Origin of the sequence: Paraburkholderia acidisoli (assembly GCF_009789675.1) — a bacterium.
Lineage (GTDB): Bacteria > Pseudomonadota > Gammaproteobacteria > Burkholderiales > Burkholderiaceae > Paraburkholderia > Paraburkholderia acidisoli.
In genome coordinates this window covers 659,471-673,574 of sequence record NZ_CP046913.1, presented here as the reverse complement: position 1 = coordinate 673,574, position 14,104 = coordinate 659,471, and the positions used below count along the sequence as shown (strand labels likewise).

Below are 14,104 nucleotides of genomic sequence, written 5' to 3'. Positions count from 1 at the left end.
GCGTGCAACGCAAACGCGCAGGTGTGATCTCACACCTGCGCGCAATCGCCCGAATACCCCGCCTCAGCCGATCTTTTCGATCAAGGCGCGCCAGCTCGCGAGAATGGGTTCGCGCGCGAAGTGGCGCAGATGTCCGCGCGCCTGGGCGAGCCGGCGCGCGCGCTCGGTGCCGGACAAACCGGCGAGCGCATGCAGTCCCGCGGCGATCGAGTCGATATCGAGCGGGTCCGCGTCGAGCATCGCCGCGCCGCCCACCTCGGTCAAAATGCTGGAGCGCGACACGAGGCACGGCAAGTCGTATTCGATCGCCTCGATCACGGGCATGCCGAAGCCTTCGAGCAGGCTCATCAGCACGAAGCCGGACGCGTTGCGATACAGCCAGCGCAATTCGTCGTCGGTGGTATAGCCCGGCATGACGACGCCGGGCGTGGCCTTCGCGAGTTGAATGGCGGCGTCGGCGCCAGGCTCGCGCCCGCCCACGATCACGTATTGCCAGCCTTGCTCGGCGAGCCGGCTCGCGGCGAACGCTTCGATCGAACGCACCTGGTTCTTGCGGTCGCCCACGCTGCCGACCGTGAGCAGGAAACGCGCAGCGATACCGTCCACGGCGCGCCCGGCGCCGTCTTTCACGCCCAGCCGGGTGGGAATGTAGATCACATCCGAAGACGGGAACGCGTCGCCATAAAGCTTGTGGAATTCCTGCTGCGAGGTTTTGCTGACGAACACCATATGCGGCTTGATGCGCTGGATCTGGTCATACGCACGCACGTACATCTGCTCCACGCCGGGCGCGAAATACTGCGGATGCGTGATCGGCCCGACGTCGTGACACAGCACGATGTCTCGCGGCTCCAGCCGGTGCCGCACGACGCTGAGTGGATCGAGATGCAGCGTGGCGCGCGGATCGCGAATGACCGGCAGCAAGGCCGCCGCGCGATGCCGGTGGACCCGCGCGAGCGTTTCCTTGTGCGTCAGGCGGCCCACCACGCGACGCATGAAATCATGGCGCGGGAATTCGTGGAACCGCCCATAGCGCACGCGCGACACGCGATTGCCGAGCGACGAGATGATGTCCTTGCCGAGAAACAGCTTGCCGGTACGGTCGTTCAATGCCAGTGAAAAGTCGATGTCGATAGACATGGCGCGGTCCGCAATGTTGCAGGTGAAATTAGCCGTTCACGGCCTTGACGATGTCGCACAGCCGGTGCGCGGCTTGCTGCCACGTGAATTCGCCGGCCTGGCGACGCCCGGCTTCGACGAGCGTCTCGCGCGTGGCGGGGTCGTCGATTGCCTCGAGCAGGGCCGAACGCCATGCCTCCGGGCTGAACGGGTCGGCATAGAGCGCCGCGTTGCCGCACACTTCCGGCAGCGCGCCGAACGGCGCCGCGACGACCGGGCAGCCCAGCGCCATCGCCTCGAGCGGCGGCAGGCCGAAGCCTTCGGTAAGCGACGGGAAAGCCAGCGCACCGGCGTGGGTCATCAAGCCCACGAGTTCGGGGTCGCTCACGCGGCCCGCGAAGCGCACGTTGCGCGGCACAGCGTGGCCGAGCTGCTCGAAGTCGGCGCGCGTCGCGCCGCCGAACAGCACCAGTTCGACGTTCTCGAGTTCCTTGCCCGCGAATGCCTTGAGCAGCACGCCGATATTCTTGTGCTTTTGCGTGTTCGCGAGCGCGAGCACGTAGCGCGCGGGCTTGAGATTCAACGCGGCGAGCGGGCTCGTGTCGGGCAGGATCTGCAACACGTGATCGCAGCCGTTATGCACCACGAAAATCTTGTCGGCGCTCGCAATGCCGTAGCGAACGATTTCCTGTTTGGAAAACTCCGAGACCGTGAAGATGATCTTGTGACGTTTGCCGATGAAGAAGAACAGAAACTTGTACCAGAGCCGGAATCCCCGCGAGTACGATTCGGGCGCGGAATACACCTGCGCGTCGTGAATCATCGTCGCGGAATCGCGGTGCAAGAGCGGCCCGAGATTGCAGAGATTGAGGATGAAATCCTTTCTGCGGCTAAAGGGAAAGTAAACCTGTTCCCACGCGATCCGGTGCATCCTGCGCACGCGCGGGCTTTCCCGCACGCAGGCAATCGCGCGAAACGGCGGCACCTTCACGCAATCTCGCACCACCACCGCGTAATCGGCTTCTTCGGCGGCCGCGCGCCCGGCCAGCAGCGCGTCGGTGGCGGCCATCAGTTGCTCGGCCACGCGATGCACGCCCGTCGGCGCCGCGCCGAAAAACTTGCCGTTGAATGCTATCGTCTTCATGGCTCTCTCGCGTCGTCGCGAACTCACTCGTCAATCGTGCGGCTACGGTAGCCGTTCGCCTCGGGCGGCACTGCTGGCTAACGAACCAATGAGTGCAAGAGAGTGCAAGAGAGCGCAAAAGAACGCCATGCGCCGCGAAACTTCGGCAACCCGCGCGCCTGCGCGAGCTATGCCGGGCGTTTCGGAACGAATTGCCGACTGCGCACGGAAAGGCCTTCGAATCCGGTAATCAAGCAGCCCCGAATGCGTGCGGCTACGCACAAACGCTCCAGATCGCCTCGGCCAGAATGTACGGGACGCGCACCGGACCTTCCCATGACCGCAAAACCCAGCCTGAAACGCAGTGCCACGTTCAATTTCGTCGGTGGCTTTCTGCCTATGGTGGTCGCATTCGCGACGACCCCTATCTATCTCCATCACATTGGCGCGGCGCGTTATGGCGTGCTCGCCATCGTCTGGATGGTGCAGGGCTATTTCGGTTTTCTCGATCTGGGGCTTTCGTCGGCCACATCCAACCGCATCGCGCAACTCGGCGAGGCACCGCACCACGAGCGCGAGGCCGTGCTGTGGACGGCGCTGATCCTCAACGCCATGCTCGGGCTCGCCGGCGGCGTCGCGCTATTCGCGGTCATGCACGTGTTGCTCGCGTATTTCGACATGGGCGCGTCGCTGCGCACCGAGTTGCTGCCCGCGCTGCCGTTCGTGGCGTGCCTCGTGCCGCTCTCGAATCTCATCAGCGTATTGAATGGCACCTTGATCGGGCGCGAACGCTTCGGCACGCTCAATGCCGTGTCGTTTCCCGTCACGCTCATGTATCAGCTCGTGCCGCTCGGCGCGGCCCTGCTGTTCGGGCCGGATCTGTTCTATCTCGTGTGCGGCACGCTCGTGGCCGGCATTGCCGCGCTCACGCTGACCGCCGTGGTGGTGTGGCGCGCTTTCCCGCTCACGTTCAAAAGCGGCCCGCGCCGCGAACTGGTGCGGCCGCTGTTCTCGTACGGCGCGTGGATCAGCGTGACCACGCTCGCGCAGCCGCTGCTCGAAACCGCCGACCGCCTGATGATCGGTCACGCGCTCGGGCCGCAGGCGGTCACTTACTACCAGGTGCCGTTCAATCTCGCGGGCCGCGTGCGCCTGCTGCCCGCCGTGATCGTGCGCGCGCTATTCCCGCGGCTCTCCTCGCTCGACAGCGCGAGCGCCGCCACGCTTTCCGCCGACAGCATGCGCGGCCTCGCCGCCGGCCTCACGCCGATGATGGTGTTCGGCATCTTCCTCATGCAGCCCTTTCTCACCTTGTGGCTGGGCGCGGAATTCGCCACGCGCGCGGCCTCGGTTGGCGAAACCATTCTGGTGGGCATCTGGTTCAACTCGATCGCGATGATTCCCACCTGCCATTTGCAGGCCACGGGACGCCCCGGCATCGTCGCGCGTTTTCAGACCTACGAGATGCTGCCGTTCTTCGCCTTCCTCTGGTGGATGATGCAGGACTTCGGCGTGTTCGGCGCCGCGCTCGCGTGGAGCGCGCGCTGCCTCGTGGACGGCATCCTGCTGATTTACGTGGCCCGTCTCGACGCCCGGCCCGCCCGCATGCTCGCCGCGCCCGCGCTGATCCTCATGGCCGCGTACGCCGCCACGCTCGTCTTCGCGCCGCTCTCGTGGCAAAGCATTGCCGCGTGTATTGGCACGACCGCCGTTTCGCTCGCCTGGAGCGCACGGGCCCAGCCACGCGCATGGTCGCGCGTGCGCGACCTCTTCACGTCGATGCGCAATTACACGCGACGCTGGGCACAGAGCCAGTAACGGCCGCCCCTCCCATCCTCCGAAAAAAAGAAACGCGGCAGGCACACCAAAAAAACACCACGCAGCCGCAGCGCTCATAACAACAGCAATTCGCAGTCGTTCATAAAACTTACTACACGATTCAGCCTATGTTTGCGAACCAGGGTATTAGCCGCGCATTTCCCGTCACCCGCCATGTCGGCCCGGCCGCCGCGATGCGGCAGTTCTGCACCGACCGACATTGTCGAACCATGAGACTGCGACCTCTCGATGAACAAGCTACGCTCGCTCACCGTGCTGCGCGCCATCGCCGCAACCACGGTCATCGTCTTTCACATCTTCACGAACACGCCGCGCACCTTCGGTGAGTTCGGCGTCGACATCTTCTTCGTTCTCAGCGGCTTCGTTATCGCGCTCGTGCTGGAGAATCGCGAGATCACCGCCCGGCGCTTCCTCGCCGACCGCATCGCCCGCATCGTCCCCCTGTACTGGTTGTTGACCGGCTGCGTATTCGCCGCCACGCTCGTCGTGCCCGCGCTGTTCAATTCGACGACCGCCGACCTCGGCAATCTCCTCAAGTCGCTCCTGTTCATTCCGTATCGCAAGGAAAGCGGCCAGCTCTTTCCCATGCTGTTCGTCGGCTGGACCTTGAACTACGAGATGATGTTCTATCTCGTGGTCGCGCTCTCGCTCGTCGTCATGCGGCGCTATCGGCTGCTGTTCGCTTCGGCCGCGATTCTCGTGGTGTACGGCGTCGCGAAGATGAGCGGCTCGAATGGCGTGTTCGCCGCGTTCTACGCCTATCAGCGCGTGTTCGAATTTCCACTCGGCTTCTTCGTGTGGTGGCTATGGCGGCGCGGTTTTCGCATTCGCCCCGCGCTCGCCGTGCCCATGATGATCGGCGCTTACTTGACGATGGCCTGGCTCGACTGGCACGTGCTGGCGCAAATGCAGCTGCTGTGCTTCGGCCTTCCCGCGGTCCTGATGGTGCTCGGCGCGCTGAGTCTCGAAACGTCGCTGGGCAACGGGCCGCTCGCGCGCGGCCTGATCTTCGTCGGCGACGCGAGCTATGCGGTGTATCTGAGTCATCCTTATTGCGTCGAAGCCGCGCGCAAACTGCTGCCCCGCCTGCTGCCCGGTTTCGAGGCCACCACGCCCGCGGGCGCGGTGGTGATCGTCGTGATCGCCACGGCCGTGGGCGGCGTGCTGTATCAGTTCGTCGACCGGCCGCTGCACCGGCGCGCGCGTGCGCTCTTTCAGGCGTCGAAACGCAGGACGGGCGGCGCAACGGAGGGCGGCGTGCCGATCGAGCGCAACGTGAGTTGAGTGGGCTGCGCGGTAAAAGAAAAACGGGCGCGAGGCCCGTTTTTCTTGCTCGCCGCGACCGGCATTCAGGTGCCCGCCGCCGCGCCGCCTTCGGCCACGGCCGGCTTGGTGAGCCAGCCGCGCAGCACGCGCCGGCCGAGCCGCATGGTCGGCACTTCGAACTTGCGGTACGAGAGGATCGAGAGCCCCACCGCGGCCGGAATGAAGATCGCGAAGAACACCACGGGCCGCAGCGCGGGATTCATCGGCAGATGATTCACCGCGAGCGAGGTAGCGCGCATGACGAACAGATGCGTGAGATAGAGGCTGTACGACGCATCGCCGATCAGCAGCAGCAGCTTCGGGTACGCCGCTTCGCGCCGGCCCAGCACGACACCCGCGAAGATCAGCGCGGCGGGCGGTCCCCAGACCAGACCGCGCAGGTCGAATTCGCCGTGGATCGGCAAACCCGTGAGCAGCCAGCCCGCCACGCCCGCCGTGAGGAGCGCGAGTTGCACCGGCAAGCCCACGCGAACGCCCGAGAGCCGCAATTGCGCGAACAGCACGCCGAACATGAATTCGAGAATGATCGTATGCGTCCAGCTCTTGAGCACCACGCTCTCGGGTTGCAGCACCATGCCGAGCGCGACGAGCGCGACGAATACCGCGATCAGCGCGAGATACACGCGCCGGATGCCGAGCAGCAGCACGCACGAAATGACGACGTAAAAGAACATCTCGTAGTTGAGCGTCCAGCCAAGGCCGAGCACGGGCTCGGGCGCCCCCGTCATCGGGTTGCTCGACGGCACGAAGAACATCGAGCGCAACACGTAGGGCAGCGTAACGAAGCTCTTGTGCTTGAGCGCGGGCACCACCACGCCCACGGCCACCGAGAGCAGCGTGGCGACCCAGTACAGCGGCACCACGCGCACGATGCGCTCGCTGATGAACCACGTGGCGCTCGTGCCGCCCGAGCGCTGGCCCGAGATGATGTACATCATCACGAAGCCGCTCACGACGAAGAAAATATCGACGCCGAACTGCCCTTTCGCGTTCACGAGCAGCCACCAGTGCGAGGCGGACGCGGAGGTGCCCACGTCGACCTCGGTGGCCGCGTGGCAGACCATCACCAGCAACGCGGCCACCGCGCGCAGCGCCTGAATCGAGTCCAGTCTCTTCATTGCCTTGCTCCTCGATGCCGATGCGGATAACCGCGCGCGCCGGCGTTCATAGCCGCGCCGCGCGCTCGGGCGTGAGCCGCCCGCGCACGAAATCCCACAGGCCGATCAGGTTGCCGCCCAGCCGCCCGCGCCGGTCGATCCACGGTTCCGGCGCGAAGCTCTTCAAGACGTTGCTCGCCACGTTGCGCATGACGTGGTCGAGCGCGTCGCGCATCGGCATGGTCTTCTTGCTGACGAGATAAAGCGGATTGATGACCTGCGAGTAGCCGAGCTTGCGGCCCGACACGCGGCCGCGCTTCACGCCGAGATGCACGCCGAGCGCCGTGTTGATGCGCACGACGCGGTCGCCGCGATTCCAGATCTGGCCGCCGAAATCGCGGTCTTCCTGCCAGCCGTAGAGCACGAGGCGCTCGTCGAAACGCAGGCCCGCGATGCTGCGCGCGCGAAACGCCATGTTGCAGCCGTAGGGGCCGCCCGTCGACGTGATGTTCATGTGCGGCGGCACGTCGCGCGTGCGCGCGAGGATCGCGCGGCCTTCCTCCACCGAGTAGCCGGGGCCGTGAATGCCGTCGGCGACCACGGTGCCCGTGACGCAGGCGATCGACGGGTCGGCGTCGAACGCCTTCACCACTTCGGCGATCCACGTGGGATGCATCAGGAAGTCGTCGTCGAGAATGATCACCACGTCGATGTCGGCGGGCACGTGGTCGAACGCGTGATTGCGCTGCACGGTGCTGCCGGGCGCGCCCTGGATCACGAGCAGACCGGGGCGGCGCGCGAGGCCCGCAACGTCCTCGTCGGAAACGCAGGACACGATGATCAGCTCGGGCTTGACGGTCTGCATGTCGACGAAGTCGACGACATGCGCGAGCACGGCGGCGCGGCCTCGCGTGGGAAAGATCACGCAGACTTTGGCCGGTTTCCCCAACAGTGGCGTTTGGTTTTCTTTCGTCATGGTCACTCGTGAATACCCGCTCGAATCCATCCATCGCCTCGCCGGCCTCGCGCCCCGATCCTCTCGAATCCGCGTCCTCAGCCGCCTTTTAATCGCTTACCGGAAGGCATCTTATCGATACGTAAAACCCGCGAATGCTGGCTGCCCCACGCAAGCACGGCATCTCGCGTTCGCGCGTCATTCCTGCACGCGCTGCGGCACCCACACCTCGCGCGCGGGCACGCGGCGCGGCGAACGCGCGGGCAACGCGCCGGCCGCCGCCGCCAGCAAATAGAAGCACGAACCCAGCTCGAACACGCCCGCCGAGATCGACGCCACGATCAGCGTGGCGATCATGCCGTGGCGCGCGGCGTAGCACACGGCGCGTTCCGTGAACGGATAGTGCTCGGCCACCGAAGAGAACATCGACTTGCCGAGAAAGAGCGCGTAACACACCACGCCCACGATGCCGAGATTCGCGAGCAGCACCACGAGAAAGCTCGAGGTGCGAATGCTGCCGAGTCCCACGCCAATCCCGTAGGTGTCGAAAAAATTGGTCACGCCCTGCGTGTTCCAGCTCATGCGCTCGACACCCGAGGAGCTGTCGGCCTTGCCGAACACCGTCGTGTTGACGAAGTCGGTGAGCACGTTCGCCACCACCGGCAGGAACAGCACGACGTAGAGCGAGCCGAGCAGCCCCGCGCACCCCGCGATGATCCACATGCGGCGCTTGCGCGGACCGGCGTCGGACGAAACGCGGCCCGGGCGGCTGAACAGCTGCACGAACATGTAGGCGCCGAGGCCCACGTAGGCGGTGCCCGAGGTCGACAACAGCAGCAGCGCCCCCGCGCCCAGCGCGATCGCGCCGGACAGTTTCGGCCGATAGCCGACCAGCCAGAGATTGAGGCAGAACACGAACAGCGGCAGCGTGAAGGTCGAGAACGCCGAGGTCTCCGGAAAGGTGCCCGTGATACGCACGAGCCCGCCCATTTCCTCGCCGCTCAGGTCGGCGTATTGCGCGGTCTTGATGACCGACATCACGTCGAGGCCAACCGCGTGCGTGCCGATGTCGATAATGCCGGCGGACACGTCGAGGGCCGCGAGCAGCAGCACGGCGCTCGCGAGCGCGCGATACGCGCCGCGATACTTGAGCAGCGCGTACATGCACGCATACACGACCACGTCGCCCACACAGTAGAACGCCTGCGAGAGATTGCCCGAGACCGGGCCGAGCGGCTGTAGCAGAACCGAGCCGCCCATGTCGTGGTCGACGGGAAACACGAGCGTCGAGCCGCGCAACAGGCGCGGCAGCAGGATCGCGCCGAACACGCCCCAGATGCAGGTGCAGAGCAGCCAGAAGCCGGGCTTGTCGAGCGAGAACGCGTCGGCGATGCGCTTGCCGCCCGCGAGATTGAACGCGCGCACCGCGAAGAACGCGAGAAAGAGCTGCGCCGGCATGATGCCGATGCCGCCGAGTCCCAGCGCGAGCGTCGCGCCGAACAGGCAGCACGCGGCCATGGCGTACACGGCGCCGCGATACGAGGTATAGAGCGTGGCCAGTCCGATAACGAAGACGGCCACGCCGAATAGCGATAGTTGCATCTGGCTTCACCCCCAGCCGCTGCGCGCACGGTCCTGCGCGGGCGGCGTTTCGTGACCGGGCCGTAAGCTCGGCCCTCGTTGCTCGCTGGCCGTATCAGGCCGAACGCCAGCGGCGCACTTCCGGCCCGGCTTCGGCCGTGACATCGAGATCGACGTCGACAGGCTCGCGCGCCGCATCCACGGCCCGTTCCACCACGCCGATGAATTCGCGCTTGAAGCGCTCCGCCGTGAAGCGCAGCGCGTTGCGGCGGCACACCTCCGCGCGAAACGCCGGCGCCTGCTCGAAACGCTCCACCGCGTCGATGATCGCTTCCACGCTCTGCTCGTGGAAAAAGAGGCCGGTCGCGCGTTCGGGATCGGCCGACTCCACGACGATCTCGCGCACGCCGCCGCGCCCGAGCGCCACGACCGGCGTGCCGCACGCCTGCGCCTCGACCACCGAAATGCCGAAATCCTCTTCCGCCGCGAACACGAAGGCGCGCGCGCGCTGCATCCAGTCCACCAGCACCGCGTCCGGCTGGAAGCCGAGCAAGGTGACGTTGGGCGCCGCGATCGCCTGGCAGCGCGCGAGATCCGGGCCGTCGCCGATCACCACGAGGCGGCGCTGCGGCATCTTCGCGAAGGCCTCGACGATCAGCGGAATGCGCTTGTACGGCACCATGCGCGACGCGATCAGATAGACGTCCTCGCGTTGCGTGCCGAGCTGAAAGCGTTCGACGTCGACGGGCGGATACACCACGGTCGCGTCGCTGCCGTATGCCTTGTGGATGCGCCGGCCCACGAACGCCGAGTTGGCGATAAACGCGTCCACGCCGTGCGCCGTGCGCTGATCCCAGATGCGCATGTAGTGCAGCAGCGCGCGCACGATCCAGCTTTTCGGGCCGCGCCGCATGCCGGCTTCGGCCAGATACTGATGCTGGAGATCCCATGCGTAGCGGATCGGCGAATGCACGTAGCTCACGTGCACCTGATGCGGCCCGGTCAGCACGCCCTTCGCCACCGCGTGATTCGACGAAATCACCAGATCGTAGGACGACAGATCGAACTGCTCGATTGCGAGCGGCATCAGGGGCAGGTACGCGCGAAACGATTTGCGCGCGCGCGGCAGATGCTGGATGAACGAGGTGCGGGCGCGTTTGCCGCCCAGCACGCTGCGCTGCTCGTCGGGGAAAAAGTCGACGACGCTGTAGAGGTCGGCGTCGGGGAACAGTTGCAGGATCTGCTCGACAACTTTCTCCGACCCCGCGTAAGTCGCGAGCCATTCGTGCACCACCGCCACGCGGCCGAAGCGGCGCGTGTCGAAGGCGGGCGGCACCGGCACGACCGACGCGACGGCCACCGGAGCAACCGGCGCCACGGGGGCGACCGGCGCCACGGGCACCACGGGCGCGGCGGACGTTACCGGCGTTACTGCAAGCGTTACATTAGCCACGGCGAGATCTCCTCGATCAATCTGGCAGCGGTCGCGCGCCAGGTGAGTTCTTCTGTACGTGCGCGGCCACGCTCGCGAAGGCGCGCGCGCAGCGCGGCGTCCGCGGTGATTTGCTGGAGCAGTTGCGCCAGTTCGGCGGGATTGTCGGGCGAGGTGTAGAGCGCGGCGTCGCCGCACGCTTCCTGCACCGCCGGCAAGCGCGATGCGATCACGGGGCAGCCGAGCGCGAGCGCTTCCACCGGCGGCAGCCCGAAGCCCTCGTAGCGCGACGGATAGACGAAACACGCGGCGCGCCGGTAGAGCGCGGCCAGTTCGCCGTCGCTCACGTAGCCGAGATGCTTCACGAACGCCGGCAGCGCGTCCTTGCCCGTGCCGTACACGCGCGCGTCGCCGCCGCCCACGACCACGATGTCGAACTGCGCATCGCCGATCTGGCGCGCCGCGTCCGCGACGAGCTGAAAATTCTTGTGACGATTCAGGCTGCCCACGGCGAGCACGAACGGCCGCCCGTTGAGCTTGGGCGCCACGGCCGCTTCGTCGGCCTGCACGCGCAGCATGTGCTCGCCGCTTTCCGACACCACGCCGATCTTGGCGTGCGGAATGCGGTAGGCGTCGCTGATCTCGCGCCGCGAAAACTCCGAGACCGTGATCACGCGTTGCGAGACGCGGCCGATCTGCGGCGCCATCAGCCGGTACCACGCGACGAACGAACGGCTGTAGCTGTCGGGCACGCGCGTGGGCGCGGCGTCGTGCAGCACCGTCACCTGGCGCCGGTACATCAGCGGGCCGGAATTGCAGAGGTTGAGCAGGAGGCGGCCGCGCGCGGCCTGCGGCAAACCGAGCTGCTCCCACCGCACGCCGCCGCCTTTGCCGCTCGCGCGCAGGCTCACGTGCCGGAACGGATTCGCGATGCTCGCCATCGCCTCGGGCACGACGATCTCGCCGCGCAGACCGGCGACGAGCGGATCGCGCATTTCGATGAGTTGATCGAGCGCGCGAATGGTCTCGAACGCGAAGCGATCGACGCCGGTCGCGCGCCGGCCGAGAAAGCGGCCGTTAATCAGCAGATTGGGAGCTTGCACGTGTTTCATCGATCGGGTCCAGGGCGGTGCTCATGCGCTGGCCCCGTACGCGCGGCGGCACCGCAACGCACGTTCTGATCCGAGAGGCCGCACATCTGTTTTCGTATGACATCGAGTGTGGGCGAACTTCCCCATGGCGAATGTTCGCCGTCGCTCATGCCATGCGAAATCGCGCGAATGCCCCTTGTTTCATGCAGCAAAAGCAAAAAGGCCGTCGCGCGCTTTCACGCACGACGGCCTGCTTCCACGACGCCCGAAGATCGGGCCGCGCGAACTTATTGCTGCGCCACCTTCGCGTCCTTGGCGAAGCCGTAGCTCGTATAGCCGTAGGCCGCGTAGTCGCTGCCGTAACGGCCGGGGCGCGAGGTCATGTCGTTGAAGATCACGCCGCGGATCGGCACGCCGACCTGCTCGAAACGGCGCACGGACTCGCGCAGCTCGGCCACGCTCGTGGCGCCCTGGCGCGCGACCATGAACACCGTGCCCGCGACCTGGCCGATGATGCCCGCATCGGCGACCGGCAGGACCGGCGGCGCGTCGATCAGCACGAGGTCGTACACGCTGTTGGCCCAGTCGACGAAGTCGGAGAACGTGTGCGCGCGCAGCAGTTCGCTCGCGTTGGTCACGTAACCGCCCGTGGCGACGAAGTCGACGCCCGGCATCACGTCCTGATGCACGATCTCGCTGTACTCGAGGTCGCCCGCGACGATGTTCGTCACGCCCGGCGTGCTGGGCACGCTCACGTGGCGATTGAGCGTGCCGCGGCGCAGGTCGGCGTCGATCAGCAGCACGCGCTTGCCCGCCGCGCCGAACACGGCCGCGAGATTGACCGAGACGAACGACTTGCCCACCATCGGCGTCGGGCCCGCGAGCAGCACGACGCGATTGTTGGCGTCTTCGAGCGCATGTTCGAGCGCGCTGCGGAAGCTGCGCAGGCTTTCCACCGCCGCGTCGAACACGGCCGTGTGCGCGAGCACCGTGTTCGTGCCCATGGGCTGCTGCGGCAGGCGGCGCGTCATGGTCTGCTGGATGCGGCTGCGCGGCACGGCGGCGAACACGGCGAGACCCGTACCCACTTCGATCTCGTCCACCAGCGTGACGCCGCGGTTCAGACGCTGGCGCAGCAGCACGATCGCGATGCCGATAAAGAGGCCCGTGAAGAGCGCGGCCACCACGAGCACGGCGCGCTTCGGACGCACCGGGCTTTCCGCGGGCACGGCCGCGTCGATCATGCGCACGTTCGACACGCGGCCCGCTTTCAGCAAGCGCAGCTGTTCGCGATTGTTGAGCAGGTTCGTGTAGATGTTGGTGTCGACCGTCACTTCGCGTTGCAGGCGCACGAGGCCTTGCTCGATCGGCGGCAGCGCGCGCGTTTGCGCCGAAAGCTGGCCGAGCGCCTTCTGCGCTTCGCCAAGCTCGCCGTCCACGGCCACGAGCGCCGGGTTGTCGGGCGTGAAGCGCGCCATCAACTGCGCGCGCTGCTGGCGCAACTCGGCAATACGCTGCTGCGCGGTGGACGAACTCTGCAACAGCGCGGCCGCTTCGGCGCCCAGATTCACGGCGCCATGCGCGGAACGGAACGTGTTGTATTCGTTCTCGGCCTTTTCGAGCTGCGCCTTGAGCACGGGCAGTTGCTTGTCGAGGAACGCGATCGACTTTTCGGCTTCTTCCTGCGTGCGTTGCGCGTTCTGCCGCACGTATTCATTGCCGATGGCGTTGAGAATGGTGGCTGTCAGCACCGGTTCGGCGCCGTCCAGCGACACGCCGATCACGTCCGACTCCTTGCCCTTCTCCGAGATCATCAGCGAAGCCTGCAGCGCCTGGATCGCGCTCAGTTCCGAATCGCGCGCGATGTCGAAGCGCACGCCCGGTTGCCCGTCGATATGATTCACGAGCAGGTCGATCGCGCCGCCCGCCACCTGTTCGTGCAGCGTTTCGCCCACATGACCGTCGACCTTCAGGCCGTTGCCTTCGAGCGTATAGAGGCCTTCGCCGTGCCAGGTCAGCACGAACGGCTTGCCGTGCAGGCGCTCCGGCACGTCGAACTGCGTCACGTCGATGGCCTCGTCGCCCCACGCGTAACCGCCCTTGCCCGACCAGCTCGCGAGCCCGAGATGATGCGCGACCCAGCGCCCGATCACCGGCAGATAGCGCGGCGCCGTGCGGATATACAGTTTGGTCGCGCTCACCGCCGACGACACCACGAGCCGCGAGCGCAGCACTTCGATTTCCGCCGAAGCGCCGGTCTTGATGGCGAACTGCGACGACATTTCAGCAAGCGCCGTCTTGGCGGGATTCGGGCTTTCCTCCACCTGGATCAGCATGTCCGATTCGTACACCGGACGGGCGAGGCTCGCGTACAGCACGCCGATCAGCGTGGCGACCGCCGTGGCGATCAGGATCGTCTTGCGTCCCGCGTACAGCGTGTCGAGCAGACTGCTCATGTGCCCGCCTTCGGTGGAAGGCGAGAGCGGTATCACCGTCTCCGCCGGGCCCTCGAGCAAAAATTCGCGCTGCTTCATCTTGTCC

At 66.2% G+C, this 14,104-nt stretch carries 10 protein-coding genes; 2 read left to right on the top strand and 8 right to left on the bottom strand.

The features are described from left to right. Positions 1 to 63: 63 nt before the first annotated feature. Positions 64 to 1,140 (bottom strand): glycosyltransferase, encoded by a 1,077-nt coding sequence (locus tag FAZ98_RS02920; protein WP_158948618.1) that lies wholly within the window; start codon positions 1,138 to 1,140, stop codon positions 64 to 66. 28 nt (positions 1,141 to 1,168) lie between these two features. Next, positions 1,169 to 2,263 carry a glycosyltransferase family 4 protein gene (locus FAZ98_RS02915; protein WP_158948616.1) on the bottom strand — a complete coding sequence of 365 codons (1,095 nt, stop codon included), beginning with the start codon at positions 2,261 to 2,263 and terminating at the stop codon, positions 1,169 to 1,171. 315 nt (positions 2,264 to 2,578) lie between these two features. Here FAZ98_RS02915 and FAZ98_RS02910 point away from each other — a divergent pair, with 315 nt between their 5' ends. Next, positions 2,579 to 4,060, top strand: coding sequence for a flippase (locus FAZ98_RS02910; protein WP_158948614.1), 1,482 nt, complete (start codon positions 2,579 to 2,581; stop codon positions 4,058 to 4,060). A gap of 249 nt (positions 4,061 to 4,309) precedes the next feature. Beyond that, complete coding sequence (locus FAZ98_RS02905; protein ID WP_158948612.1) at positions 4,310 to 5,365, top strand: acyltransferase family protein; 1,056 nt, start codon at positions 4,310 to 4,312, stop codon at positions 5,363 to 5,365. Between the two features lie 65 nt (positions 5,366 to 5,430). On the opposite strand, the gene FAZ98_RS02900 is transcribed toward FAZ98_RS02905, so the two are convergent. The 6 genes from FAZ98_RS02900 to FAZ98_RS02870 form a co-directional block, all read right to left on the bottom strand. Then, positions 5,431 to 6,525, bottom strand: a complete 1,095-nt coding sequence (locus FAZ98_RS02900; RefSeq protein WP_158948610.1) for an acyltransferase family protein — start codon at positions 6,523 to 6,525, stop codon at positions 5,431 to 5,433. Between the two features lie 46 nt (positions 6,526 to 6,571). Further along, positions 6,572 to 7,480: a glycosyltransferase family 2 protein gene (locus FAZ98_RS02895; protein ID WP_158948608.1), complete on the bottom strand. Its 909-nt coding sequence runs from the start codon at positions 7,478 to 7,480 to the stop codon at positions 6,572 to 6,574. 177 nt (positions 7,481 to 7,657) lie between these two features. Next, positions 7,658 to 9,061, bottom strand: coding sequence for a hypothetical protein (locus tag FAZ98_RS02890; protein WP_158948606.1), 1,404 nt, complete (start codon positions 9,059 to 9,061; stop codon positions 7,658 to 7,660). A 94-nt stretch (positions 9,062 to 9,155) separates the two neighbouring features. Then, the gene (locus FAZ98_RS02885) at positions 9,156 to 10,382 is read right to left on the bottom strand and encodes a glycosyltransferase family 4 protein (RefSeq protein WP_407672048.1); all 1,227 of its coding nucleotides are present in this window, start codon (positions 10,380 to 10,382) and stop codon (positions 9,156 to 9,158) included. Between the two features lie 98 nt (positions 10,383 to 10,480). Continuing rightward, complete coding sequence (locus tag FAZ98_RS02875; RefSeq protein WP_158948602.1) at positions 10,481 to 11,584, bottom strand: glycosyltransferase family 4 protein; 1,104 nt, start codon at positions 11,582 to 11,584, stop codon at positions 10,481 to 10,483. A 266-nt stretch (positions 11,585 to 11,850) separates the two neighbouring features. Next, entirely contained in the window at positions 11,851 to 14,097 is a 2,247-nt protein-coding gene (locus FAZ98_RS02870; protein WP_158948600.1) for a polysaccharide biosynthesis tyrosine autokinase, read from the bottom strand. Between the last annotated feature and the right edge of the window lie 7 nt (positions 14,098 to 14,104).